The organism is Stenotrophomonas bentonitica, assembly GCF_013185915.1.
In the GTDB taxonomy this organism is placed as follows: Bacteria; Pseudomonadota; Gammaproteobacteria; order Xanthomonadales; family Xanthomonadaceae; genus Stenotrophomonas; species Stenotrophomonas bentonitica.
The window spans coordinates 796050-820965 of sequence record NZ_JAAZUH010000001.1 but is presented as its reverse complement, the minus strand read 5'-3'; the positions used below and the strand labels follow the sequence as shown (position 1 = coordinate 820965).

Annotated in this window: 21 protein-coding genes; 13 read left to right on the top strand and 8 right to left on the bottom strand. The window is 67.9% G+C overall.

From position 1 onward, the window contains the following. Positions 1 to 12 precede the first annotated feature (12 nt). The 7 genes from kynU to asnS form a co-directional block, all read right to left on the bottom strand. Positions 13 to 1278, bottom strand: coding sequence for a kynureninase (kynU, locus tag HGB51_RS03660; RefSeq protein WP_070209218.1), 1266 nt, complete (start codon positions 1276 to 1278; stop codon positions 13 to 15). A gap of 76 nt (positions 1279 to 1354) precedes the next feature. After that, positions 1355 to 1867 (bottom strand): 3-hydroxyanthranilate 3,4-dioxygenase, encoded by a 513-nt coding sequence (locus HGB51_RS03655; RefSeq protein ID WP_070209219.1) that lies wholly within the window; start codon positions 1865 to 1867, stop codon positions 1355 to 1357. Between the two features lie 20 nt (positions 1868 to 1887). Beyond that, complete coding sequence (can, locus tag HGB51_RS03650) at positions 1888 to 2550, bottom strand: carbonate dehydratase (protein WP_070209220.1); 663 nt, start codon at positions 2548 to 2550, stop codon at positions 1888 to 1890. Positions 2551 to 2583: 33 nt separating this feature from the next. After that, entirely contained in the window at positions 2584 to 3222 is a 639-nt protein-coding gene (locus tag HGB51_RS03645; protein WP_070209221.1) for an FMN-binding negative transcriptional regulator, read from the bottom strand. 7 nt (positions 3223 to 3229) lie between these two features. Beyond that, positions 3230 to 3544: a hypothetical protein gene (locus HGB51_RS03640; protein ID WP_070209222.1), complete on the bottom strand. Its 315-nt coding sequence runs from the start codon at positions 3542 to 3544 to the stop codon at positions 3230 to 3232. Continuing rightward, on the bottom strand, positions 3541 to 3846 hold the full coding sequence (locus HGB51_RS03635; protein ID WP_070209223.1) for a hypothetical protein: 306 nt from the start codon (positions 3844 to 3846) through the stop codon (positions 3541 to 3543). Before HGB51_RS03635 ends, HGB51_RS03640 begins: the two co-directional genes overlap by 4 nt. Before the next feature lie 22 nt (positions 3847 to 3868). Continuing rightward, positions 3869 to 5263, bottom strand: a complete 1395-nt coding sequence (gene asnS, locus HGB51_RS03630; RefSeq protein ID WP_070209224.1) for an asparagine--tRNA ligase — start codon at positions 5261 to 5263, stop codon at positions 3869 to 3871. A 129-nt stretch (positions 5264 to 5392) separates the two neighbouring features. Between asnS and HGB51_RS03625 the strand changes: the two genes are divergently transcribed. The 6 genes from HGB51_RS03625 to zipA all read left to right on the top strand — a co-directional run bounded on the left by HGB51_RS03625 (position 5393) and on the right by zipA (position 12119). Continuing rightward, complete coding sequence (locus HGB51_RS03625; protein ID WP_070209225.1) at positions 5393 to 5731, top strand: HesB/IscA family protein; 339 nt, start codon at positions 5393 to 5395, stop codon at positions 5729 to 5731. Between the two features lie 166 nt (positions 5732 to 5897). Then, positions 5898 to 6335: a 30S ribosomal protein S6 gene (rpsF, locus tag HGB51_RS03620; protein WP_070209226.1), complete on the top strand. Its 438-nt coding sequence runs from the start codon at positions 5898 to 5900 to the stop codon at positions 6333 to 6335. An 11-nt stretch (positions 6336 to 6346) separates the two neighbouring features. Next, the gene (gene rpsR, locus HGB51_RS03615) at positions 6347 to 6577 is read left to right on the top strand and encodes a 30S ribosomal protein S18 (protein ID WP_002804494.1); all 231 of its coding nucleotides are present in this window, start codon (positions 6347 to 6349) and stop codon (positions 6575 to 6577) included. Positions 6578 to 6680: 103 nt separating this feature from the next. Beyond that, a complete protein-coding gene (gene rplI / locus HGB51_RS03610; RefSeq protein ID WP_070209227.1) occupies positions 6681 to 7130 on the top strand; it encodes a 50S ribosomal protein L9 in 450 nt (149 codons plus the stop codon). A 719-nt stretch (positions 7131 to 7849) separates the two neighbouring features. Beyond that, positions 7850 to 11353: a chromosome segregation protein SMC gene (smc, locus tag HGB51_RS03605; RefSeq protein WP_070206393.1), complete on the top strand. Its 3504-nt coding sequence runs from the start codon at positions 7850 to 7852 to the stop codon at positions 11351 to 11353. Between the two features lie 43 nt (positions 11354 to 11396). Further along, complete coding sequence (gene zipA / locus HGB51_RS03600; protein ID WP_070206392.1) at positions 11397 to 12119, top strand: cell division protein ZipA; 723 nt, start codon at positions 11397 to 11399, stop codon at positions 12117 to 12119. Between the two features lie 39 nt (positions 12120 to 12158). Here the strand turns inward: zipA and HGB51_RS03595 are convergent, their stop codons facing one another. Beyond that, positions 12159 to 13277 carry a pyridoxal phosphate-dependent aminotransferase gene (locus HGB51_RS03595; protein ID WP_070206391.1) on the bottom strand — a complete coding sequence of 373 codons (1119 nt, stop codon included), beginning with the start codon at positions 13275 to 13277 and terminating at the stop codon, positions 12159 to 12161. 130 nt (positions 13278 to 13407) lie between these two features. On the opposite strand from HGB51_RS03595, the gene ligA reads away from it, so the two are divergent. The 7 genes from ligA (at position 13408) to HGB51_RS03560 (ending at position 24915) form a co-directional block, all read left to right on the top strand. Then, entirely contained in the window at positions 13408 to 15867 is a 2460-nt protein-coding gene (gene ligA / locus HGB51_RS03590; protein ID WP_070206390.1) for an NAD-dependent DNA ligase LigA, read from the top strand. A gap of 61 nt (positions 15868 to 15928) precedes the next feature. Then, positions 15929 to 16414, top strand: a complete 486-nt coding sequence (locus HGB51_RS03585; protein WP_070206389.1) for a GNAT family N-acetyltransferase — start codon at positions 15929 to 15931, stop codon at positions 16412 to 16414. Further along, positions 16411 to 17355 (top strand): EF-P lysine aminoacylase EpmA, encoded by a 945-nt coding sequence (epmA, locus tag HGB51_RS03580; RefSeq protein WP_070206388.1) that lies wholly within the window; start codon positions 16411 to 16413, stop codon positions 17353 to 17355. Before HGB51_RS03585 ends, epmA begins: the two co-directional genes overlap by 4 nt. 165 nt (positions 17356 to 17520) lie before the next feature. Further along, the gene (locus tag HGB51_RS03575; protein ID WP_084738793.1) at positions 17521 to 18243 is read left to right on the top strand and encodes a DUF3011 domain-containing protein; all 723 of its coding nucleotides are present in this window, start codon (positions 17521 to 17523) and stop codon (positions 18241 to 18243) included. Positions 18244 to 18261: 18 nt separating this feature from the next. After that, positions 18262 to 19323, top strand: a complete 1062-nt coding sequence (gene mtnA, locus HGB51_RS03570; RefSeq protein WP_070206387.1) for an S-methyl-5-thioribose-1-phosphate isomerase — start codon at positions 18262 to 18264, stop codon at positions 19321 to 19323. Between the two features lie 169 nt (positions 19324 to 19492). Continuing rightward, positions 19493 to 22207 (top strand): DNA gyrase subunit A, encoded by a 2715-nt coding sequence (gene gyrA / locus HGB51_RS03565; RefSeq protein ID WP_070206386.1) that lies wholly within the window; start codon positions 19493 to 19495, stop codon positions 22205 to 22207. A gap of 176 nt (positions 22208 to 22383) precedes the next feature. Beyond that, on the top strand, positions 22384 to 24915 hold the full coding sequence (locus HGB51_RS03560) for a membrane-bound PQQ-dependent dehydrogenase, glucose/quinate/shikimate family (protein WP_070206385.1): 2532 nt from the start codon (positions 22384 to 22386) through the stop codon (positions 24913 to 24915). Position 24916 lies beyond the last annotated feature (1 nt).

Sequence of the window (24916 nt, the reverse complement as noted above, 5' to 3'; positions counted from 1 at the left end):
GGGAGGGCAGGCTTACAGGCCCGCCCAGGATTCCACTTCTTCGACGAAGTGATGCAGGTCGAGGTAACGGTTGTACAGCGGGGTGGGCGAAATGCGGATCACGTCCGGCTCACGCCAGTCGCCCAGCACGCCCACCGTCTGCAGATATTCGAACAGGTTGCGGCCACCGACCACGCGCAGCGACAGCTGGCAGCCACGGCGCTCGGGTTCGGCCGGGGTCAGCACTTCCAGCACCCCGGCCAGGCGGGCACGGACCAGCGCGTCGAGCAGGCCGGTGAGCTGCAGCGACTTGGCGCGCATGGCCTCGATGCCGCCGGCCTTGTCCACCACGTCCAGCGCGGCGCGCAGCGGGGCCAGCCCGAGCACCGGCGGGTTGCTCAGCTGCCAGCCTTCGGCCCCCACCGCCGGGACGAACTGCGGTGCCATCTTGAAGCGGGTCGCTTCCTCGTGGCCCCACCAGCCGGCGAACCGGGGCAGGCTGGCGTCGCGGTGGTGGCGTTCGTGCACGAAGCAGCCGGCCACCGCGCCGGGGCCGCTGTTGAGGTACTTGTAGTGGCACCAGACCGCGAAATCCGGAGCGATGTCGTGCAGCTGCAGCGGCACGTTGCCGACCGAATGGGCCAGGTCGAAGCCGACCCGGGCGCCCTGCAGGCGCGCCATGCGGGTGATCGCGTCGAGGTCGAACACCTGGCCGCTGCGGTACTGCACGCCGGGCCACAGCAGCAGCGCCAGGCGCGGGCCGTGTTCGGCGATGGCACGCTCGATCGCTGCCAGCGAAATCGTGCCGTTGGGCTCATCGGGCTGGACCTCGACCAGGTCGGTGGCCGGGTCGAAGCCGTGGAAGCGGATCTGCGACTCCACCGCATGGCGGTCGGTCGGGAAGGCGCCGGCCTCCATCAGGATCACCGGACGCTCGGCGGTGGGGCGGTAGAAGCTGACCATCATCAGGTGCAGGTTCACGCTGAGCGTATTCATCGCCACCACTTCGCTGGGCAGCGCGCCGACCATCCGGGCCAGCTGCGCGTTGACCAGCCGGTGGTAGCCCAGCCACTGGGTCTCGCCGGTGAAGTGACCCTCGACCGCGAGCGCCCCCCACTTGTCCATCACCTCCTGCACCGCGGCCTTGGCCGCACGCGGCTGCAGGCCCAGCGAATTGCCCACGAAATAGGTCTGGTCGCGGTGGTTGTGCTGGGGAAAGACGAACTCGGCGCGCAGGGCGCGCAGCGGGTCGGCGGCGTCCAGGGCGGTGGCATGGGTGCGGCTGAGGAGCTCGGACATGGGTCGATCAGGGTTGGCAGTGAAACCGCAGTCTATCCATGCGAGCTGTATATGGCACGAATCCTATAACGCGGGGTCAGCCACCCGGCAGCGGGTCGACATGCCCGCAGTTGTCGCAGGTACGCATGCTGATGTCGGCCTGGTAGCGGGCGAACAGCTTGGGCAGGTCGGTTTCGATGTTCTGCAGGGTGAAATACTCTTCGTACAGCTTGTGGTTGCAGCGCTCGCAGAACCACATCACGCCGTCCTTCTCATGCGCCAGCCGCTTGCGTTCGACCACCAGGCCGACCCCGCCGGGCGGGCGGCGCGGCGAGTGCGGCACCTTGCCCGGCAGCAGGAAGATTTCCCCGGCGCGGATCGGAATGTCGCGCACCGCGCCGTCTTCCTGCACCTTCAGCAGCATCTCGCCTTCGAGCTGGTAGAACCACTCCGGGCCTTCGTCGTAATGGAAGTCGGTGCGGCTGTTCGGGCCGCCGACCACCATGATGATGAAGTCGCCGTTCTCGATCATCTTGTTGCCCACCGGCGGCTTGAGCAGGTGGCGGTTTTCTTCGATCCAGCCAAGCAGGTTGATCGGCGAGGGCAGCATGGTGGTTTCCGTGGTGAAGGTCAGTCGCGCTTGCCGCGGCGCGGTACGTGCGCAAGCGCTTTTTCGTAGGCCGGGGCCAGGTCTTCGGGCGCACCGACGTCGATACCCATCTCGCGCACCCGGCCGTCCTTCAGGCTGTAGACCCAGCCATGCACCATCAGCTTCTGCCCGCGCGCCCAGGCGTCCTGCACGATGGTCGAGCGGCAGGCGTTGACCACCTGTTCGATCACGTTGAGCTCGCACAGGCGTGCGTGCTTCAGCTCCGGCTCTTCGATCGCCTCCATGATCGCCGCATGCTTCTGCGCCACATCGCCCACATGGCGCAGCCAGTTGTCGGCCAGGCCCACGCGGGTGTGGTTGAGGCTGGCGTGTACGCCGCCGCAGCCATAGTGGCCCACGATCAGGATGTGCTTCACCTTCAACTGGTCCACTGCGTACTGGATCACGCTCAGGCAGTTCAGGTCGGTGTGCACCACCACGTTGGCGATGTTGCGGTGTACAAACACTTCGCCCGGGGCCATGCCGATGATCTGGTTGGCCGGCACGCGCGAATCGGAGCAGCCGATCCACAGGTATTCGGGATGCTGCTGCTTGGCCAGCTGGTGGAAGAACTCGGGGTCCTCCTGTTCAATCCGGTCGGCCCAGTTCTTGTTGTTCTGCAGCAGCTGGTGGATGTCTTTCATCGTTTCGGTATCCCTGACGTGAGGTGGGGTGGGTCAGCCGCCGGCGGCGGGCTGCTCGCGTACCTGGCGCATCCACTGCGCCAGGTCCTGGGAAGCGGGGGAGCCGGAGCCCTCCAGGGCATCGATCACCGACAGCTGGTTGGCCTCGGGATGGTTCTGGCTCAGCTTGAGCTTGATCTGCACCTGGCTGGGGCGGAAGCGGAAGCCGACGATGCCCTTCAGCATGCGGGTCTGGCGCGGGTCGTCGCGGTCCAGCCGCCAGTCGTTGCCGACGCTGGCTTCGTTGACCGCGCTGAGCGCGTCCAGCATGTCCATCAGTTCGCCCGGGTCGGTCACCGGCTCGAGCGCGCCGCGCAGTTCGGCGGCGGCGTAGTTCCAGGTCGGCACGCGGCCGGCGCTGTCCTTGTCCGGGTACCAGCCCGGCGACAGATAGGCGTGCGGGCCGTGCACCAGCATCAGCGCCGGCCCGGCATGGCCGGCCTGCGGGTTGGGGCGGGCCCAGTGGCCTTCGATCAGGATGTCCTGGCCGTCGCGGCGGTACACCACCGGCAGCAGGGTCACCTGCGGCAGGCCGTCGGCGCCGGTGGTGACCAGGGTGACGAACGCATCGCGCGCCAGCAGCCGGTCCAGCCAGGTCAGGTCGGTCGCAACGAAGTCGGACGGGATGAACATCGGGGGATCAGGCGCGCGCGCCCAGGTTCCGCACCATCTGGCCCTTCAGGCCGTCATCGTCGTCGGCGTGCGGCGGTTCCACTTCGTGCAGGCTGAAACCGCGCACCAGCGCGTCTTCCTCATCCAGCCCGTCGAACTCGACGAACTCGGCGTCGAACAGCTGCGAACGGGCGGTGTCTTCGCTGTCGTAGCTCAGCGTGTTGCCGTCGCTGTCGAGCACCTCGGCGGTGCCGGCGGCGCGCACGCGCAGGCGTGCCCAGATGAGGGTGTTGCCCAGGCTTGCCAGCCACCAGGAGTCGCGTACGGCGGAGATATCGTTCATGTCAGTACCATCGAAAGCAGCCAGAGCAGGGCGGCCATGCCCAGTCCGGCCAGCAGGGTGAGCAGCGACAGCCAGGCCGGCGTGGCCAGCCCCGACAGCGAACGGTCGGGGGTGCCGCGGTAGTCCCGGCCCAGCAGCCAGCGCAGCGCGTCCGGGCGCAGGAAGGCCCCACTGCCGAAGCGGCTGGCCAGGGCGGGGTGGCGGTCGCGGATGTGGACCAGGGTCAGCGGCCAGAAAATCACGAAGGCACTGAACCCGGCGATCGCCACGCCGACGAAACACAGCGCGAGGAACAGGGTCATGGGCGTGCCTCCGTGGTGGGGATCAGAATTCGGCGCTGCCCGGTGCGCGCGGGTAGGGGATGGCGTCGCGGATGTTGCCCAGCCCGCACACGTACACCACCAGGCGCTCGAAGCCGAGGCCGAAACCGGCGTGCGGCACCGAACCGTAGCGGCGGAAATCGCGGTACCAGCCGTAGTGCGCCGGGTCCAGGCCGAACTGCGCCATGCGCGCGTCCAGCACGTCCAGGCGCTCTTCGCGCTGGCTGCCGCCGATGATCTCGCCGATGCCCGGGGCCAGCACGTCCATCGCCGCGACGGTCCTGCCGTCGTCGTTCAGGCGCATGTAGAACGCCTTGATGTGCTCGGGGTAGTTGGTCACCACCACCGGGCGGCCGATGTGTTCTTCGGTCAGCCAGCGCTCGTGCTCGGTCTGCAGGTCCAGGCCCCATTCGACCGGGAAGTCGAACTTCCTGCCCGAGTTCTGCAGCAGCTTCACCGCCTCGGTGTAGTCGATCTGTTCGAACGGGGCGTTGATGAAGCCCTCCAGCTTGGTGATCGCGTTCTTGTCCACGCGCTCGGCCAGGAACGCCAGGTCGTCGCCGCGCTCGTCGAGCACCGCGCGGAACAGGTACTTCAGGAACTGCTCGGCCAGGCGGGCGTCTTCGGCCAGGTCGGCGAAGGCGATTTCCGGCTCGATCATCCAGAATTCGGCCAGGTGGCGGGTGGTGTTGGAGTTTTCGGCGCGGAAGGTCGGGCCGAAGGTGTACACCTTGCTCAGCGCCAGGCAGTAGGCCTCGACGTTGAGCTGGCCGGACACGGTCAGGAAGGTTTCCTTGCCGAAGAAGTCGCGGCTGAAGTCCACCTTGCCCTGCGCGTCGCGCGGCAGGTTGACCATGTCCAGGGTGGAGACACGGAACATCTGCCCGGCGCCTTCGGCGTCGGAGGTGGTGATGATCGGGGTGCTGATCCAGTTGAACCCGTTCTGGTGGAAGAACCGGTGCACGGCCTGGGCCAGGCAGTTGCGGATGCGGGTGACCGCGCCGAACAGGTTGGTGCGCGGGCGCAGGTGGGCCACTTCGCGCAGGAACTCGGCGCTCATCGGCTTGGGCTGGATCGGGTAGGTCAGCGGGTCTTCGACCAGGCCGACGATCTCGATGTCGCTGGCCTGGATCTCGAACGACTGGCCCTTGCCCTGCGACTTGACCAGGGTGCCGCGCGCGATGACCGAGCAGCCCGGGGTCAGCGCCTTGATCTCGTCGAAGTTGCCCAGGGTGTCATTGGCCACCACCTGGATGGGGGCGAAGCAGGAGCCGTCGGTGACATTGACGAAGGCCAGCGCCGCAGACCCGCGCACCGTGCGCACCCAGCCCCGTACTGTTGCCTCGCCGCCTTCCGGGATCTTCCCGGCAAGCGCATGTTCAACGCTGACCACCGTCATGACTTGAATCCTCTGTTGATCGACTCGATCTCTGAACGAGGAGTTTAACGGTTGCAGCGTTCTGCTTGCGAGGCATTTCTGACTGGGCCGTAGACCTATAATGTGTCCGATCCGCTGGAGTCGTCTGTCATGGCTGTCACCCTTACCCCTGTTGCCTTCGCCCGTGTCCAGAAGTTCGTGGCCCAGAGCCCGGACGCATTGGGCCTGCGTTTCGGCGTGACCCGCACCGGCTGCTCCGGCTGGGGCCACATCACCGACCTGGCCCGCGACCAGCGCGCCGGCGACACCGTGTTCGAGCAGGACGGGGTCCGCATCTACGTGGATGCCGACAGCCTGGCCCTGGTCGATGGGACCGAGATCGACTTCGGCAAGCAGGGCCTGAGCGAGACGTTCACGTTCAGGAACCCGAACGCCACCGCCGAATGCGGCTGCGGCGAGAGCTTCACGACCGAGGCCGACAAGGCCTGATCCGGCCCCCGGGGCGGCCCGGCGGCCGCCCGGCTTGCCCGGAACCCCGTCTGCTGCGATAATGCGCGGCTTCCTGCCCGTTTTCCGGCAGGAACCCTTGCTCCACCGCTTTCACCTGCGGGGAGCTGTCCGGCCCGCAAGGGCCACATCCGAAAGGTATACACACATGAGTCGTCATTACGAAGTCGTGTTCATGGTCCATCCGGACCAGAGCGAGCAGGTCCCGGCCATGATCGAGCGCTACAAGTCGCTGGTCGAAACCGGTAACGGCACCATCCACCGCCTGGAAGACTGGGGCCGTCGCCAGCTGGCGTACCCGATCCAGAACCTGGTCAAGGCACATTACGTGCTGATGAACATCGAAGTGGACCAGGCCGTTCTGACCGAACTGACCGAAAGCTTCAAGTTCAACGACGCCGTTCTGCGCAACCTGGTGCTGGTCCGCGACGCGGCCGACACCGAGCAGTCGCTGATCATGAAGAGCAAGGACGAGAAGGGCGACAAGCCCGAGCGTGGCGAGCGTCGTCGTCGTGACGACGAAGAAGGCGAAGCCGCCAACACCGCTGACAACGAAGCCGGCGACGACGCCGCTTCCGCCGCCTAAGGAGCACGCACATGTCCAAGTTCTTCCGTCGCCGCAAGTTCTGCAAGTTCACGGCCGAAGGTGTCAAGGAGATCGACTACAAGGATCTCAACACCCTGCGCCAGTACCTCACCGAGAACGGCAAGATCGTGCCGAGCCGCGTGACCGGTACCAAGTCGAAGTACCAGCGCCAGCTGGCAACGGCCGTCAAGCGCGCCCGTTTCCTGGCCCTGATCCCGTACACCGACAACCACGACGTCTGATGAAGGCGGGCGGCCCCGGGTCGCCCCTTTCACGGTTCGATATTCGGACAGCCATCCGCTGCGGGGTTTTCCCCGCTAACGAATACATTTTTGGAGCAACACCATGAAGCTGATTCTTCTTCAGAAGGTCACCAACCTCGGCGGCCTGGGCGACCAGGTCGACGTGAAGCCGGGCTACGGCCGCAACTTCCTCGTTCCGACCGGCAAGGCCGTTCCGGCCACCGCCTCGAACGTTGCCGAGTTCGAAGCCAAGCGCGCCGAGTACGAAGCCAAGGCCCAGTCGATCCACGCTGACGCCGAAGCCCGCAAGGGCACGCTGGAAGGCAAGAGCGTCACCATCGCCGCCAACGCGTCGACCGAAGGCAAGCTGTACGGCTCGGTCGGCCCGCGCGACATCGCCGAAGCCTTCACCAAGGCCGGACTGCCGCTGGAAAAGAGCGAAGTCATCCTGGGCGAAGGCGCCTTCCGCAACGTCGGCGAGTTCGAGGTGGTCATCCACCTGCACGCCGACGTCGAAACCACCGTCCAGGTGGTCGTGGTCGCCGAAGCCTGATCCCAGCCGCAAGGCCGTGATCGCTGAAACGGGTGCCCGAAAGGGTGCCCGTTTTTGTTTTTGGACATTGCTCGATTCCGTGCAAAAAGCAGCGTTTCAGTCTTTACGTGCAGGGGCGGCCGCCGGGCAGCCCCGCTCCGGGATAACACGGGCCTTCGGCCCGCGTTATCCGCGCATTCCACCTTAACCCCCCGCCTTCGGCGCGCCCCCTTCAACAAGAAGGGGGCTCTTCTCCAGAGAGATCTGCCCCGTCTGCGAGAGAAGACACGCATGGCGTGTCACTACGCGGGTTCGAGACCGTGCGCTGACCCGCTTTGGTAGGGTCGGTTCCCAAACGACCGCCGTGAAATCATCCCCGCCCGGTGACGCATCGAAATGATCGGCATCGCAACGCCGGCAACGGCCGGCAACCGCGTTTCCCGTGGCCAGCGGCCAACTGTCAAAGGGTCGACCGGGGTCGGTTTGCGGGGGAATCGGCGCCATGGATGGCGTCCGCTTAGCCCCCATGGATGGGTTTACGGCGACCCCGCAAACCGGCACCGGGCGGCCCTAGCCAGGGAAACCGCGCACCCTGCAGCTGTTCGCCTGAATCCAACAGCAGCCGGGCAGAGCCCGGCTCTACCGGTTTGGGAGCACGGGCGACTCAGGCTCCGTACGCCCGTGGAACATCCGCCCCGTTATACTCGGGCCATCGCGACTGTCCGGAAGCCCTCTACGCCATGCGTCTGTCCACGATCAAGCTCTCCGGCTTCAAATCGTTTGTTGATCCCACCACCCTGCATCTGCCCACCAACATGACCGGCGTGGTCGGGCCCAACGGCTGTGGCAAGTCCAACATCATCGATGCCGTGCGCTGGGTCATGGGCGAAAGCTCCGCCAGCCGCCTGCGTGGCGACTCGCTCACCGACGTCATCTTCTCCGGCTCCTCCGCGCGCAAGCCCGTCTCGCAGGCGACCGTCGAACTGATCTTCGACAACAGCGACCACACCATTTCCGGTGAGTACGCCTCGTTCAACGAAATCTCGGTCAAGCGTACCGTCAGCCGCGACGGCAGCAGCAACTACTACCTCAACGGCACCAAGTGCCGCCGCCGCGACATCACCGACCTGTTCCTCGGCACCGGCCTTGGTCCGCGCAGCTACTCCATCATCGAACAGGGCATGATCAGCCAGATCATCGAAGCCCGCCCCGAAGACCTGCGCGTTTACCTCGAAGAAGCCGCCGGCATTTCCAAGTACAAGGAACGCCGCAAGGAAACCGAAACCCGCATCCGCCACACCCGCGAGAATCTCGACCGCCTCAACGACCTGCGCGAGGAAATCGGCAAGCAGCTCGAACACCTCAAGCGCCAGGCCCGCCAGGCCGAGCAGTACCAGGGCCTGCAGGAAGAGCGCCGGGTCAAGGACGCCGAGTGGAAGGCCCTGGAGTACCGCAACCTCGACACCCGCCTCGGCAGCCTGCGCGAAGCCCTCTCGCAGGAAGAAACCCGCCTGCAGCAGTTCATCGCCGAACAGCGCGACGCCGAAGCCCGCATCGAAACCAGCCGCGTGCGCCGCGAAGAAGCCGCCGACGCCCTCAGCACCGCCCAGGCCGAGGTCTACCAGGTCGGCAGCACCCTGGCCCGGCTCGAGCAGCAGATCCAGCACCAGCGCGAGATGTCCCAGCGCCTGCACAAGGCCCGCGACGAAACCTCCCAGGCCCTGGCCGAGCTCGGCCAGCACATCAGCGGCGACGAAGCCAAGCTGACCGTCCTGCGCGACGCTGTCGACCTGGCCGAACCCCAGCTCGAACAGCTGCAGGAAGAAAACGAGATCAAGCAGGAAGCCCTGCGCGACGCCGAAGCCAAACTGGCCGACTGGCAGGCGCGCTGGGAATCGCATACCCGCACCACCTCCGAAGCCTCGCGCGCCGGCGAAGTTGAACGCACCCGCGTCGACTACCTCGACCGCCAGGTGCTCGAAGCCGACCGCCGCCGCGAAGCGCTCAGCGCCGAACGCGTCGGCCTCGACCTCGACGCACTGGCCGAAGCCTTCGAAGAACTGCAGCTGCAGCACGAAACCCAGAAGGCCTCGCTCGACGGCCTGACCGAACAGGTCGAAGCCCGCAAGGAAGCCGTCGCCGGCCTGCAGGACCGCCAGCGCACCGGCCAGACCGAATTGGCCGACATCCGCAAGCAGGCCCAGGCCGCGCGCGGCCGCCTGTCCTCGCTCGAAACCCTGCAGCAGGCCGCCCTCGGCCAGGAGCAGGGCGCCGCCGTCGCCTGGCTCAAGCAGCACGGACTGGACTCCGGCGCCCGCGTCGGCGAACGCCTCAGCGTCGAGAACGGCTGGGAAAACGCCGTCGAAAGCGCGCTCGGCCAGCTCATCGAAGGCGTGCTGGTCGACGCCCCCGAACAGCTGGTCGGCGCCTTGGCCGAACTCGGCGATGGCCGCATCGCCCTGGTCTCCGCCGACACCAGCCCGCTCCAGGTCGCCCCGACCTCGCTGGCCGCCAAGGTCCAGGGTCCCACCGCCATCCGCCGCCTGCTGGCCCGCCTGCATGCCGCCGAGGACCTCGAACAGGCCCGTGCCCTGCAGGACACCTTGGCCGACGGCGACTCGGTCATCACCCGTGGCGGCGAACGCCTCGGCGAAGGCTGGGTCCGCGTTTCCCGGTCGGGCGCCGCCAAGCAGGGCGCCCTGCTGCGCGAACGCGAAATCGTCAGCCTGCGCGAACAGATCGACACCCTGCAGGAACGCGAAGCCGAACTCGAAAACCGCCTGGCCGAATTCCGTGACCAGCTGCTGGCCGGTGAACAACAGCGCGAAGACGCCCAGCGCCAGCTGTACCTGGCCCACCGCAGCGTCTCCGAACTCGGCGGCCAGTTGCAGAGCCAGCAGGGCAAGGTGGACGCCGCGCGTACCCGCATCGACCGCATCGAAGGCGAACTGTCCCAGCTGCTGGAAAACCTCGACGCCAGCCGCGAACAGGTCCGCGAAGCCCGCGGCCGCCTGGACGACGCGGTCAACAGCATGGGCGACCTCGAGTCGACCCGCGAAGCGCTGGAAAGCGAACGCCGCCAGCTCGGCGATGCCCGCGACCGCGCCCGCGAAGCCGCGCGCAACGTGCGCGACAGCGCCCACTCGCTGGCGCTTACCCTGGAGTCGCAGCGCACCCAGGTCGCCTCGCTCAGCCAGGCGCTGGAGCGCATGAGCACCCAGCGCGGCCAGCTCGACTCGCGTCTCGGCGAACTGCACTCCCAGCTCGACGAAGGCGACTCGCCGGTGCACGCGCTGGAAGCCGAACACCAGAACGCCCTCGGCGAACGCGTCCGTGCCGACCGCGTGCTCGGCGAAGCCCGCACCCTGCTGGAAAGCATCGACGCCGAACTGCGCAGCTTCGAACAGACCCGCCACCAGCGCGACGAACAGGCCCTGGCCCAGCGCGAGCGCATTTCCCAGCGCAAGCTCGACCAGCAGGCCCTGGTGCTCAGCGCCGACCAGCTCACCGCCTCGGTGGAGAAGGCCGGGTTCGTGCTGCAGGACGTGATCAACACCCTGCCCGAAGATGCCCGCATCACCGACTGGGAACAGGCCGTGCACCAGATCGACGGCCGCATGCGCCGGCTCGAGCCGGTCAACCTGGCCGCCATCCAGGAGTACGGCGAGGCCTCGCAGCGCTCGGACTACCTGGACGCGCAGAACACCGACCTGACCACCGCGCTGGAGACCCTCGAAGACGCCATCCGCAAGATCGACCGCGAGACCCGCGGCCGCTTCAAGGACACCTTCGACCGGGTCAACGCCGGCGTGCAGCAGCTGTACCCGCGCCTGTTCGGCGGTGGCCACGCCTACCTCGAACTGACCGGTGAAGACCTTCTCGACACGGGTGTGACCATCATGGCGCGCCCGCCTGGCAAGCGGGTGTCCAGCATCTCGCTGCTGTCCGGCGGCGAGAAGGCGATGACCGCGGTGGCGCTGGTGTTTGCGATCTTCCAGCTCAACCCGGCCCCGTTCTGCCTGCTGGACGAAGTGGACGCGCCATTGGATGAAGCCAATGTCGGCCGCCTGGCCAACATGGTCAAGGAAATGAGCGAGAAGGTGCAGTTCCTGTTCGTGAGCCACAACAAGGCCACGATGGAGGCGGCGCACCAGCTCTCGGGCGTGACCATGCGCGAACCGGGCGTCAGCCGCCTGGTCAGCGTGGACCTGGAAGAGGCGGCACGATTGGCGGGCGCGGCCTGACGTGCCATGCTTACCTGAACGTATTTAGCTGGAGACCTTTCGAATGTCCGACATGGCACTGCTCCGCATCGGCATCCTGGCCGCCGGCCTGCTGCTGATTGCTGCGATCTTCCTGTTTGGCCGGCCGCGGAAGAAGTCGCAGGGCCGCCGCGTGGAAAGCGGCGAAGGGACCGGCCAGCGCCGCGAGCCGCTGCTGGGCGAGACCGAGCCCGGCGCCGAGGGCGTTGCCGCCGACGACGGCGTGACCCAGCCCGAGCTCGGCCTGCCCGAAGTGGACAGCCCGGCCAGCGACCTCGGCAAGCGCACCACCCAGGACTTCGACAAGATCGTCTCGCTGTTCGTCGCGGCCCGCGCGGGCGAAAAGCTGCGCGGCGAGGACATCGTGGTCGCGGCCGAGAAGACCGGCCTGGTGTTCGGCCACATGAACGTGTTCCACCGCCTGGTCGAAGGCCACCCCGAGCGCGGCCCGATCTTCTCGATGGCCAACATCATGAAGCCGGGCAGCTTCGACATGGCCAACATCCGCGAGATGGAAACCCCGGCGATCGCCTTCTTCCTGACCCTGCCGGCGCCGCTGACCGCGCTGGACGCCTGGGAAAAGATGCTGCCGACCGTCGAGCGCATGGGCGAACTGCTCGGCGGCGAAGTGCTGGACGACAGCCGCGCCAGCCTGGGCCGTCAGCGGGTCGCGCACATCCGCGACGAACTGCGCGCCTACGACCGCCAGCATCAAGCGCCGCCCCTTACGAAATCCCCACGCTGGTAGAGCCACCCCCTGGGTGGCTGCACCGCCGGCATCCCCGCGTTACGCGACCACCGCCGCGAACGCGGTGCGGAACGCCTCCATCTCCGCGTCCGTTCCCACGCTGACCCGCACGATCTTCGGCCAGATCGGCCAGCTTCGGCCGATCACCACGCCGCGCTCCGCCATGGCTTTGGTGAACCCTGCGCCGTCGCGCTGCACGTCGACCATGAAGCAGTTCGCCTCGCTCGGCAGGCAGCGGAATCCGCGCGTTTCCAGCCATTCCACCGTCGCCTGCCGCACCCGCGTGTTCTGCTCGCGCCGCTGCGTCACCAGCCCCGGCTCGCGCAGGCTGGCCAGGCCGGCCGCCAGCGCGGTGACCGGCAGAGGGTTGTCGCCCAGGCTGGCCAGCTCGCGCAGCCGGTCCGGGTGCGCCGCCGCCACGCCGAGGCGTAGCCCGGCCATGCCATACAACTTGGAGAACGTACGCAGCACGATCACGTCGTCGCGCTGCATCACCTGCGCGATCACCGACGGCTGCGCGCTGAACTGCAGGTAGGCCTCGTCCACCAGCAGCCGGGTCTGCGCGGGCTTGTTGGCCAGCAGCCACGCCACATCCGCCGCCGGGGTGATCGAACCGGTCGGGTTGTTGGGATTGCACAGGTACATCAGGCCCGCATTGACCCGCCGTGCCGCCTCGACCATCGCGTGCACGTCATGCGCGCCATCGGCGCGCAGCGGCACCTTCGCCACCGTCGCGCCGCGGGCGGCGGCGAGGTCGCCCAGGGCTTCAAACGTCGGGTCGGCCACCACCAGGCCGGCTGTCGCCGAGGTCCAGATCACCGCGGCACGATTCAACGGTTCGCTGGAGCCGGGGTACAGGCGGACACGGTCGGTGCTGATGCCTTCCTGTTCGGCGAACAGGTTGCGAAGCTCGCCGGCGAGCGAGAACAGGTAGCGGCCGCTTTCGGCCACGATCGCGCGTGCCGCCGCCTGCGCCGACGGGGCCGGGCCGTACGGGCTCTCGTTGAAGTTGAGCAGCACCGTGCCGGCTGCGGCGGGTCTGGTCGGCAGGACCACGCTGGACGCGGCAGCCGCCGGCGCCAGGCCGATGCCGGACAGGGCCAGCCCGGTACCGGCCAGCTGCAGGAAGGAACGGCGGGACGCAACGGGCGATGACATGGCGGGAACACCGAAGGCAGGACAATGGCGGCACGCTAGCGCCACGCCGCGTGCCAGGCAAGCGACATCGGCGACATTTCGTCGGGCTCCGATCCGTTAAAATTCACTACCCCTCCAGGATGTCCGCCGCATGAGTCCCAGCCCCGCCCAACGTGCCGAGGCCCTGCGCCGCCAGATCGACGAGGCCGGCAAGGCGTACTACGACCGCGATGAGCAGCTGATTCCGGATGCCGATTACGACCGCCTGGTGCGGGAGCTGGAAGCGCTCGAACAGGCGCACCCGGAGCTGGTCCAGGCCGACTCCCCGACCCAGCGGGTCGGCGGCAAGGCCTCCTCGCGCTTTGCCGAAGTCCGCCACGCGGTGCCGATGCTGTCGCTGGGCAATGCCTTCAGCGACGAGGAAGTGCAGGACTTCGTGCGCCGCATCGGCGAGCGCCTGCGCCGCGACGCGCTGTTCTTCTCCGCCGAACCCAAGCTCGACGGCCTGGCGATCAGCCTGCGCTACGAAGACGGACGCTTCGTGCAGGGCGCCACCCGTGGCGACGGCAGCACCGGCGAGGACGTCAGCGCCAACCTGCGCCAGATCAAGGTCATTCCGCACACCCTGCAGGGCAGCGGCTGGCCGCAGGTGCTGGAAGTGCGCGGCGAGGTCTACATGGCGCGCGCCGACTTCGAGGCTTACAACGCCGACGCGCGCCTGCACGAGGGCAAGGTGCTGGCCAACCCGCGCAATGCCGCGGCCGGTTCGCTGCGCCAGCTGGACCCCAAGCTCAGTGCGCGCCGCAAGCTGAGTTTCTACGCCTACGGCACCGGCGAAGTGCAGGGCGGCGAACTGCCGCCGACCCATTCGGCCACGCTGGCCCAGCTCAAGGCCTGGGGCTTCCCGGTCAGCGAGCTGTGCCAGGTGGTGGAGGGCAGCGACGGCCTGCTCGCCTATTACCGTGACATCGGCGAACGCCGTGACGGCTTGGCCTTCGACATCGACGGCGTGGTCTACAAGCTGGACGACCGCGCTGGGCAGGAGCAGATGGGCTTCGTTTCGCGCGCGCCGCGCTGGGCCATCGCGCACAAGTTCCCGGCGCAGGAACAGACCACTACGGTGGAGGCCATCGAGATCCAGATCGGCCGCACCGGCGCGGCCACGCCGGTCGCGCGCCTGCACCCGGTGGCGGTGGCCGGCGTGATCGTCTCCAACGCGACCCTGCACAACGCCGACCAGATCGAACGCCTGGACGTGCGGGTCGGCGACACGGTGATCGTGCGCCGCGCCGGCGATGTGATTCCAGAAGTCGTGAGCGTGATCGCCGAGCGTCGCCCGGCCGGTACCTCGGCGTGGCGCATGCCCACCCGGTGCCCGGTCTGCGGTTCGGAGATCGTGCGCGAGGAAGGCGCTGCCGCGTGGCGCTGCTCGGGTGAACTGAGCTGCCCGGCGCAGCGCAAGGAAGCCATCGCGCACTTCGCCTCGCGCCGTGCGATGGACATCGACGGGCTGGGCGGCAAGTACATCGAAACCCTGGTCGACGCCGGCATCGTGCGCGGCGTCGCCGACCTGTACCGCCTGACCCGCGACCAGCTGCTGCAGCTGAAGCTGGTGCTCGACGCCGAGTCGCCGCAGGCGTTGGCCAGCCAGATCGGCCTGCACCTGCCGCCGGAGGGCAGCGGCCAGTACCTGCGCGACGTACTGGCGCTGGATGCCGGCGATGAGGGCTGGCGCGCGCGTGCGCTGTCGCTGCCCGCCGCGTTCGAATGGAACACGAAGAAGATCGCCACCAAGTGGGCCGATAACCTGATTGCTGCGATCGACGCCAGCCGCACCACCACGCTGGAGCGGCTGCTGTTCGCGCTGGGCATCGAGCATGTCGGCGAAAGCACCGCCAAGGCGCTGGCCGTCTGGTTCGGCGACCTGGAGCTGATCCGCCACCTGCCGTGGCCGTTGTTCAAGCGGGTGCCGGACATCGGCGGCGAAGTGGCGCGTTCGCTCGGTCACTTCTTCGAACAGCCGGGCAACCAGGACGCGATCGACGCGCTGCTGCAGGTCGGCCAGGTGCGCATCAGCGACACCCACCCGCCGAGCGCGAAACTGCGCGATGGGCTGGATTTCGCCCAGCTGCTGGTGGAAGCGGAGATTCCCGGCATCACCCGCCTGCGCGCGGAGAAGTTGACCGCGATGCTGCCCGACGCCGCGAGCGTGCTGGATGCCGAACCGGTGCAGCTGGTCGCCGCCGGCCTGCCCAACGAGGTGGCGCTGGGCGTTGCCGAGTGGCTGGACAGCAACGGCAATGGACCGATGCTGCTGAAGGCCGACGACTACCGGCGGACGCTGCTGGAGCGCGCCCCGGAAGCGTCGGCGCAGGCCGCAGGCCCGCTGGATGGGCAGACCGTGGTGCTGACCGGAACCCTCTCGCAGATGACCCGTGACGAGGCCAAGGAACGGCTGGAAGCGCTGGGCGCCAAGGTGGCCGGCAGTGTGTCGAAGAAGACCTCGTTCGTGGTGGCCGGGACGGATGCGGGGTCGAAGTTGACCAAGGCGAATGAGTTGGGTGTGGACGTGTGGGATGAAGAACGACTGGTAGCGTTCCTCGCCCGATGACGCAGCCGGGCAGGGCCCGGCTCTACCGCCGCCGTTGAACCCCCGTTACAAAGGACACCCCATGCACACCGCACCCCTCGACTTCCGCCTTGCCACCGTCGCCGACACCGAACTGGTCATCGGCCTGATGCGCGAGTTCTACGCCGAAGACCACCTGGACTTCGAGGAAGCGCGCGTGCGCCGTGCGCTGGCCGCGCTGCTCGAGGACCCGCGCAACGGCGAGGTGCTGCTGTGGTTGTCCGAAACCGGTGAAGTGGTTGGCCACGCCGCGCTTGCGATGGGCTTCAGCCTGGAGCAGGGCGGCCACTTCGCGCTGCTCGACGAGCTGTACCTGAGCCACGCCGCACGCGGCCGCGGGCGCGGCAAGCAGGCGCTGGCCATCCTCGAACAGCGCGCCAACGCGCGCGGCGTGGAGCGCATGCGCCTGGAAGTGAACCACCACAACGAACTGGCGCGGCGCCTGTACCTGGCCACCGGCTATGTCGACGACACCCGCAGCCTGCTCACCCTGCAGCTGGCCAAGCGCCTGCGGGACGCGCGCGCGTGATCGCCGCACTGCGCCAGCGCGCTGCATTGAACGCGCTGATCCGCCGCTTCTTTGCCGAACGCGACGTGCTCGAAGTGGAAACCCCGATCCTGTCGGCGGCGGGCAACACCGAACCCAACATCGACAGCTTCCACACCGGTTTCAGCGGCCACGTCGATGCCGGCACGGCGCAGCGCTGGCTGCGGACCTCCCCGGAGTACCCGCTCAAGCGCCTGCTTGCGGCCGGCGTCGGCGACTGCTACGAGCTCGGCCGGGTGTTCCGCAACGGCGAGGCCGGCGGCCGGCACAACCCGGAGTTCACCATGCTCGAGTGGTACCGGGTCGCCTGGGACCACCACCGCCTGATCGAGGAAACCGCCGCGTTGGTGCGTGCCGCGCTGGCGCTGGTGCAGCGCGACGCCCGGCTGGAGGTCCTGGACTACCGCAGCCTGTACCGCAAGCACGTCGGGCTCGACCCGTTCGAGGCCACCGACGCGGAACTGCAGGCGCCGCTGGCCGACGTGCGCCTCGACCCCGAGGGGCTGACCCGCGACGACTGGCTGGACCTGCTGATGACCCACTGCATCCAGCCGCATTTCAGCGACGACTGCATGACCGTGGTGCACGACTGGCCGGCCACCCAGGCCGCACTGGCGCGGGTGCGCCCGGGCACGCCGCCGCTGGCCGAACGATTCGAGCTGTACCTCGGCGCGGTCGAGCTCGCCAACGGCTACCACGAACTGAACGATGCGACCGAACAGCGCGCCCGCTTCGCGCGCGACCACGCACTGCGAAGCGCACGCGGCGCGGTGTTGCCGCCGGTGGATGAACGCCTCATCGAGGCATTGCCGTCACTGCCGGACTGCGCCGGCGTGGCGGTCGGCGTGGACCGGCTGTTGATGGCGATGAACCGCACCGGGCGTATCGCCGACGTGCTTGCGTTCGACTTCGCGCACGCCTGAATCCGCGTACATCGCCATACGCCTGTCTTGCGCGTTGCGCATGATGATGCTCTGATCACACCCGATGTCGGATGGTATCGACGTAATCGTTCAGTGGCGGCGGGAAGGGTAGTGATGATGCAGGGGCAGGCTGCTGGACCAATGCCGTCGGCAACGACGTGGGGCATGCCGTCATGGGATGCGCCGCGCTGGACGCTGTCTGCATTGGGCCTGGTGCTGTGCGCCGGCATGCTGCCTGCCGTTGCCCAGGCCGAGACCGGCTACAGCGCCCAGGTCGTACGCTGCCAGTCGCGCGACATGGAGTGGGTGCACTGCGACATGCCGGTGGCCAACGGCGTCGACCTGGTCCGCCAGCTCTCCGACAACAGCTGCGTGCGTGGCTCCGAGTGGGGCACCGACCGCACCGGGGTGTGGGTCACCCTGGGCTGCCGGGCCGAATTCCGCAGCCGCAGTCCCTCCGGCGCCGACAAGGATCCCGGCCGCAACGTGCGCCGCGTGGTGCGCTGCGAATCCAACGGCCGCCCCAGCAGCTGCCCGGTGATCCTGCAGGGCGCACCGGTGCGCCTGCTGCGCCAGCTGGGCGCGTTGCCGTGCCGCGAAGGCCACAGTTGGGGCGTCAAGCGCAACGAGATCTGGGTCACCCGCGGCTGCCAGGGCGATTTCGAAGTGGGTGCGGCCGACGGCAGCGGTTTCCTCAACGTGCCGCGCACCGTGGTCTGCGAGTCCAAGTCCCGCCAGCGCCGGTTCTGCGGTGCCGGGATCAGCAAAAGCGCGGTACTGGTCAAGCAGCTCTCCGGCAGCCCCTGCGACGAAGGCCGCAGCTGGGGCTGGGACACGCGCGGGGTGTGGGTCGACAACGGCTGCCGGGCCGAATTCCAGGTCAACTGAACCCGTTACAATGGGGCGATGAACGCATCCCCCGATATCGACTACGCCCGCTACGACCACATCCGCCCGATCCTGTGGACCGGCGATTCCCTGCAGCTGCTCGACCAGCGCAAGCTGCCGTTCGTGGTGGAGCACGTGGAATGCCGTGACAGCGACGCGGTGGCCGAAGCCATCCACGCACTGACCGTGCGCGGCGCGCCCGCGATCGGGATCGCCGCGGCCTGGGGCGTGGTGCTGGCTGCACAGCAGGTCCAGGCCGACGACGGCGCCCAGGCGCTGGCCAAGCTGGAGCCGGCCCTGCAGCGCCTGAATGCCTCGCGCCCGACCGCCGTGAACCTGGCCTGGGCGCTGGCGCGCATGCGCCGCGCACTGGCCCCGGCCGGCGCCGACTGGGCGCAGGTGCTGGCCGATGAGGCGCAGGCCATCGCCGAGGAAGACCTGGCCGCCAACCGCCACATGGGCGCGCTGGGCGCCGGCCTGATCGACGCCGGCAGCGGCGTGCTGACCCACTGCAACACCGGCTCGCTGGCCACCGCCGGCTTTGGTACCGCGCTGGGCGTGATCCGCGCCGGCATGGCCCAGCACCGCATCGGCCGTGTGTTCGCCGGCGAAACCCGGCCGTGGCTGCAGGGCGCCCGCCTGACCGTGTGGGAACTGCAGCAGGACGGCATCGACGCCACCCTGATCGCCGACTCGGCCGCCTCGCACCTGATGAAGACCGGTGCGGTGCAGTGGGTGATCGTGGGCGCCGACCGCATCTGCGCCAACGGCGATACCGCCAACAAGATCGGCACCTACCAGCTGGCGATCGCCGCCCGCCACCACGGGGTCAAGTTCATGGTGGTGGCGCCGTCCTCCACGGTGGACATGGACACCGCCGACGGCGCGCAGATCGAGATCGAACAGCGCGACCCCGGCGAGCTGTACGGCGTCGGCGGCACCCGTACGGTGGCCGAGGGCATCGCCGCCTGGAACCCGGTCTTCGACGTCACCCCGGGCGAGCTGATCGACGCCATCGTGACCGAGAAGGGCGTGATCCTGAACCCCACCGTCGCCAACATGCAGGCCGCATTCGGCTGAGCTTCTCGGAAAATCTGTAAGTCCCTGATTTACGCCGGTAAAAGCCCCGTAAACAGCAGCTAAAAACCCCCTGTTGTGGTAGACTCCGTCAGTTAATCGAGATTCCGGCGCCGCCGCCCCGCAAGGGCCGGCGCGACGGACTGGACCGCTACCAGACAACGGAACCCGAATGGCAGAAAACGCCAAGGAAATCATCCAGGTCAACCTGGAAGACGAGATGCGCAAGAGCTACCTCGATTACGCCATGAGCGTGATCGTGGGCCGCGCCCTCCCGGATGCACGCGACGGCCTCAAGCCGGTGCATCGCCGCGTGCTGTACGCGATGAACGAACTGAACGCGCATAGCAACAAGCCGTACTACAAGTCGGCGCGTATCGTCGGTGACGTCATCGGTAAGTACCACCCGCATGGCGACCAGTCGGTGTACGACACCCTGGTGCGCATGGCGCAGCCGTTCTCGCTGCGCTACATGCTGGTCGACGGCCAGGGTAACTTCGGTTCGGTCGACGGCGACTCCGCCGCGGCGATGCGTTACACCGAAGCCCGCATGTCGCGGCTCACCCACGAGCTGATGGCCGACATCGACAAGGAAACCGTCGATTTCCAGCCCAACTACGACGAAAAGGAACTGGAGCCGACGGTCATGCCGACCCGGTTCCCGAACCTGCTGGTCAACGGTTCGGCCGGCATCGCGGTGGGCATGGCCACCAACATCCCGCCGCACAACCTGACCGAGTCGATCAACGCCTGCATCGCGCTGATCGAAAATCCGGAGATCGACGTTGACGGCCTGATGGAGTACATCCCGGGCCCGGATTTCCCGACCTCGGGCATCATCAACGGTACCGCCGGCATCGTCGCTGGCTACCGCACCGGTCGTGGCCGGGTGCGCATCCGCGCCAAGGCCGATATCGAAGTGGCCGACAACGGCCGCGAATCGATCATCGTCACCGAGATCCCGTACCAGGTGAACAAGGCCCGGTTGATCGAGAAGATCGCCGAGCTGGTCAAGGAAAAGAAGCTCGAAGGCATCAGCGAGCTGCGCGATGAGTCCGACAAGGACGGCATGCGCATCTACATCGAAATCAAGCGCGGCGAGTCGGCGGAAGTTGTGTTGAACAACCTCTACCAGCAGACCCAGATGGAGTCGGTGTTCGGCATCAACATGGTGGCGCTGGTCGACGGCCGCCCGCAGTTGATGAACCTCAAGCAGATGCTCGAGGCCTTCGTGCGCCACCGCCGCGAAGTGGTCACCCGCCGCACCGTGTTCGAGCTGCGCAAGGCGCGCGCCCGTGCCCACGTGCTGGAAGGCCTGACCGTTGCGCTGGCCAACATCGACGAGATGATCGAACTGATCAAGACCTCGCCCAATCCCAACGAAGCCCGCGAGCGCATGCTCGCGCGCCTGTGGGAACCGGGCCTGGTCGGTTCGATGCTGGGTGCGGCCGGTGCGGAAACCTCCCGTCCGGAAGACCTGCCCAAGGGCGTGGGCCTGATCGAAGGCGGCTACCAGCTGACCGAGATCCAGGCCACCCAGATCCTGGAAATGCGCCTGCACCGCCTGACCGGGCTGGAGCAGGATCGCCTGACCGAAGAGTACAAGCAGCTGCTGGAAACCATCGCCGGGCTGATCCACATCCTGGAAGATCCGGACCGCCTGCTGCAGGTCATCCGCGAAGAGCTGATCAACGTGCGCACCGAGTTCGGCGACGAACGCCGCACCGAGATCCGCCACAGCGAAGAAGACCTGGACATCCTCGACCTGATCGCGCCGGAAGACGTGGTGGTGACCGTGTCGCATGCCGGCTACGTCAAGCGCCAGCCGGTCAGCGCCTACCGCGCGCAGCGTCGTGGCGGCCGTGGCCGCAGTGCGGCGGCGACCAAGGAAGAAGATTTCATCGAACAGCTGTGGCTGGTCAACACGCACGACACGCTGCTGACCTTCACCAGTTCGGGCAAGGTGTTCTGGCTGCCGGTGCACCAGCTGCCCGAAGCCGGTTCGAACGCGCGTGGGCGTCCGATCATCAACTGGATCCCGCTCGAGAACGGTGAGCGCGTGCAGGCGGTGCTGCCGGTCCGCGAGTACGCCGAAGGCCAGTTCGTGTTCTTCGCCACCCGCAACGGCACGGTCAAGAAGACCCCGCTCAGCGAGTTCGCGTTCCGCCTGGCGCGCGGCAAGATCGCCATCAACCTCGACGAGGGCGATGCGCTGGTCGGTGTCGGCTTGACCGACGGCGACCGCGACATCCTGCTGTTCGCCTCCAACGGCAAGACCGTGCGCTTCGGCGAAGACCGGGTCCGCTCGATGGGCCGTACCGCCACCGGCGTGCGCGGCATCAAGATGGCCAAGGGCGAGGAAGTGGTCAGCCTGATCGTGGCCGAGCGTGCCGGCGGCAGCGATGACGAGAACGAAGACGACGTGCAGGTCGAAGAAACCGCGGTCGAGAACGGCGACGCCGTGATCGAGGGTGGCGACGACGACAGCATGCTGTACATCCTGACCGCGACCGAGAACGGCTACGGCAAGCGCACCCCGCTGCCGGATTACCCGCGCAAGGGCCGTGGCACCCAGGGCGTGATCGGCATCCAGACCACCGAGCGCAACGGCAAGCTGGTCAGCGCGGTGCTGATGGGCTCGCGCGACGAGGTCCTGCTGATCTCCGACGGCGGCACCCTGGTGCGCACCCGCGGTTCGGAAATCTCGCGCGTGGGCCGCAACACCCAGGGCGTGACCCTGATCCGCCTGTCCAAGGACGAGAAGCTGCAGGCGGTGGAGCGGATGGACGCCTCCATCGACGACGTCGAGGATGAAGTCGAGGTCGCGGCAACGCCGGCCGAGGTTGCAGCGACACCCGCAACCGGCGACGACAACCCGCAGGGTTGATCGAACCACCACGCAACACCGAACAACGCCGGCCAAACGCCGGCGTTGTTCGTTTCAGGGGGTGCCCGAAAAAATACGCACGACTTTCACATCCCATCGGGCATATGCTTCAAAAAAACCGGCCCGCAGGGGAGGCTGGCAGCATCCAGGGTTCCGCCGTACCGGGGAGAACACCGATGTCCGCTGCACCGTCGTCCGAACCGTCCGTGGTGGCGCCCGCACGCCACCCGCTCGTCACCGTGCTCGCGATCCTCCTGATCATCCTCGGCCTGGTCCTGGGAGGCCTGGGCATCTGGCTCGTGCAGCTCGGCGGCTCCTGGTACTACGCATTGGCCGGTGCCGGCATGGTGGTCGCCGGCGTCCTGCTCTGGGGCAACCGCCGCAGCGGCGCCTGGGCCTACCTGCTGGTGTTCGTCGGCACCGCGCTGTGGACCGGGTGGGAATCGGGCAGCGACTACTGGCGCTGGGTACCGCGCCTCGGCCTGGTCACCGCGCTGGGTTTCCTGCTCGCGCTGCTGCTGCCCACCCTGCGCACGCCGGTGCCGCGCCGGGTGTCGCGCACGCTTGCCGGTGTGCTCGGGGTGGTGTTCGTAGTGGCATTCGCGCTGGCCTTCGTGCCGCACGGCGCCGTGGCCGGCACCCAGGCGTTCCCGGTCGACGTCTCCGGCACCGGCCTGGCGCCCACCCGCGAGGCCAGCCCACAACCGGCCGATAAACCCGCGCCTGGCGACTGGACCGCCTGGGGCCGCAGCAATGCGGCCACCCGCTATTCGCCGCTGCAGCAGATCACCCCGGCCAACGTGGGCACGCTGGAGCTGGCCTGGCAGTTCCGCACCGGCGACCTGCCGAAGAAGCGCTGGGGCGCCGAAACCACGCCGCTCAAGGTCGGCGACACCCTGTACCTGTGCACCGCGCGCAACCAGCTGATCGCGCTGGATGCGGCGACTGGCAAGGAGCGCTGGCGCTTCAATCCGAAGGTAAAGGACGCCAGCATTCCGTACACCGCCGCCTGCCGCGGCGTGTCGTACTACGAAGTGCCCGGCGTGCCGCAGGTCGACCCGGTGCTGGCCGACGTCGCCGCCGACCTGGCCCTGCCCGAAGCCTCCCCCAGCCTCGGCTCGCGTCCACTCGCGCCGGGCAACCGCGCGCTGTGCGCGGCACGCATCATCGAAGGCACGCTCGACGGTCGGCTGATCGCGGTCGACGCCGCCACCGGCCGGCCGTGCCCGGGTTTCGGCAACAACGGGCAGGTCGACATCACCCTGGGCATGGGTGACGTGCCGCCCGGGTATGTGTCGATCACCTCGCCACCGGCAATCGTGCGCGGGGTCATCGTCACCGGCCACCAGGTGCTCGACGGCCAGCGCCGCGACGCACCGTCCGGCGTGATCCAAGCCTACGACGCGGAAACCGGCAAGCTGCGCTGGGCCTGGGACATGGACGCGCCCGAGCGCAGCGGCCTGCCGCCGCAGGGCCAGACCTACACGCGCGGCACCCCGAACATGTGGACCACCGCAACCGGCGATGAGCAGCTGGGCCTGGTGTACCTGCCGATGGGCAATTCTGCCGGCGATTACTGGAGCGGGTCGCGCACCGAGAACCAGAACCGCTACGCCACCTCGCTGGTGGCACTGGACGTGACCACCGGCAAGCCGGTGTGGAATTTCCAGGCGGTGCGCAAGGATGTCTGGGATTACGACCTCGGCTCGCAGCCGACCCTGGTCGACTTCCCGACCGCCGCCGGCAAGGTGCCCGCACTGCTGTTGCCGACCAAGCAGGGCGACCTGTACGTGCTCGACCGTCGCACCGGCGAACTGCTGACCCCGGCCGAAGAGCGCGCCGTGCCCGGCGGTGGCGTGGAGCCGGACCAGCGCGCCCCGACCCAACGCTTCTCGCTTTACCACACGCTGCGCAGGCCCGACCTGACCGAGCGCGACATGTGGGGCATCACCCCCATCGACCAGCTGGTCTGCCGCATCCAGTTCCGCAAGGCCAGCTACCAGGGCTTCTACACGCCGCCCACGTCCGACCAGCATTCCATCGAATATCCCGGCTACAACGGCGGTTCGGACTGGGGCAGCGTTGCCGTGGACCCGCGCCACGGCGTGATCGTGGCCAACTACAACGACATGCCCAACTACAACCGCCTGGTGCCGCGTGCCGAAGCCGACCGCAAGGGCTGGGTACCGCGCGAAATGGTGCGCGCCGACCGCGGCGGTGCCGAAGGGGCAGGGGACCCGCAGACGGGCACGCCGTACGCCATCGACGTCAACGCCGGCTGGCGCCTGCCGTTCACCAAGCTGCTGTGCAAGCAGCCGCCGTACGGCGGCATCCGCGCCATCGACCTGCGCAGCGGCAAGCTGCTGTGGGACCGCCCGTTCGGCAGTGCGCGCGGCAACGGCCCGTTCGGCATCCGTTCCGGTTTACCCATCGAGATCGGCACCCCGAACAACGGCGGCTCGGCGATCACCGCCAGCGGCCTGATCTTCATCGCCGCCGCTACCGATGATCTACTGCGCGCGATCGATATCAAAACCGGCAAGGAACTGTGGCACGCCAAGCTGCCGGCCGGCGGCCAGGCCAATCCGATGGTCTACGAATACAACGGCCGCCAGTACGTGGTGATCATGGCCGGAGGCCACCACTTCATGGAGACGCCTGCAGGAGATTACGTGATGGCGTATGCGTTGCCGAAAGGGCGTCCGTAAA

Coding starts and splice junctions, on each gene's coding strand:
- rpsF (WP_070209226.1), top strand. CDS start 5,898: ATGAGTCGTCATTACGAAGTCGTGTTCATGGTCCATCCGGACCAGAGC.
- mtnA (WP_070206387.1), top strand. CDS start 18,262: ATGAACGCATCCCCCGATATCGACTACGCCCGCTACGACCACATCCGC.
- HGB51_RS03585 (WP_070206389.1), top strand. CDS start 15,929: ATGCACACCGCACCCCTCGACTTCCGCCTTGCCACCGTCGCCGACACC.
- HGB51_RS03575 (WP_084738793.1), top strand. CDS start 17,521: ATGCCGTCATGGGATGCGCCGCGCTGGACGCTGTCTGCATTGGGCCTG.
- HGB51_RS03640 (WP_070209222.1), bottom strand. CDS start 3,544: ATGAACGATATCTCCGCCGTACGCGACTCCTGGTGGCTGGCAAGCCTG.
- rpsR (WP_002804494.1), top strand. CDS start 6,347: ATGTCCAAGTTCTTCCGTCGCCGCAAGTTCTGCAAGTTCACGGCCGAA.
- gyrA (WP_070206386.1), top strand. CDS start 19,493: ATGGCAGAAAACGCCAAGGAAATCATCCAGGTCAACCTGGAAGACGAG.
- asnS (WP_070209224.1), bottom strand. CDS start 5,263: ATGACGGTGGTCAGCGTTGAACATGCGCTTGCCGGGAAGATCCCGGAA.
- HGB51_RS03595 (WP_070206391.1), bottom strand. CDS start 13,277: ATGTCATCGCCCGTTGCGTCCCGCCGTTCCTTCCTGCAGCTGGCCGGT.
- kynU (WP_070209218.1), bottom strand. CDS start 1,278: ATGTCCGAGCTCCTCAGCCGCACCCATGCCACCGCCCTGGACGCCGCC.
- HGB51_RS03625 (WP_070209225.1), top strand. CDS start 5,393: ATGGCTGTCACCCTTACCCCTGTTGCCTTCGCCCGTGTCCAGAAGTTC.
- HGB51_RS03560 (WP_070206385.1), top strand. CDS start 22,384: ATGTCCGCTGCACCGTCGTCCGAACCGTCCGTGGTGGCGCCCGCACGC.
- smc (WP_070206393.1), top strand. CDS start 7,850: ATGCGTCTGTCCACGATCAAGCTCTCCGGCTTCAAATCGTTTGTTGAT.
- rplI (WP_070209227.1), top strand. CDS start 6,681: ATGAAGCTGATTCTTCTTCAGAAGGTCACCAACCTCGGCGGCCTGGGC.
- zipA (WP_070206392.1), top strand. CDS start 11,397: ATGTCCGACATGGCACTGCTCCGCATCGGCATCCTGGCCGCCGGCCTG.
- HGB51_RS03645 (WP_070209221.1), bottom strand. CDS start 3,222: ATGTTCATCCCGTCCGACTTCGTTGCGACCGACCTGACCTGGCTGGAC.
- ligA (WP_070206390.1), top strand. CDS start 13,408: ATGAGTCCCAGCCCCGCCCAACGTGCCGAGGCCCTGCGCCGCCAGATC.
- can (WP_070209220.1), bottom strand. CDS start 2,550: ATGAAAGACATCCACCAGCTGCTGCAGAACAACAAGAACTGGGCCGAC.
- HGB51_RS03655 (WP_070209219.1), bottom strand. CDS start 1,867: ATGCTGCCCTCGCCGATCAACCTGCTTGGCTGGATCGAAGAAAACCGC.
- HGB51_RS03635 (WP_070209223.1), bottom strand. CDS start 3,846: ATGACCCTGTTCCTCGCGCTGTGTTTCGTCGGCGTGGCGATCGCCGGG.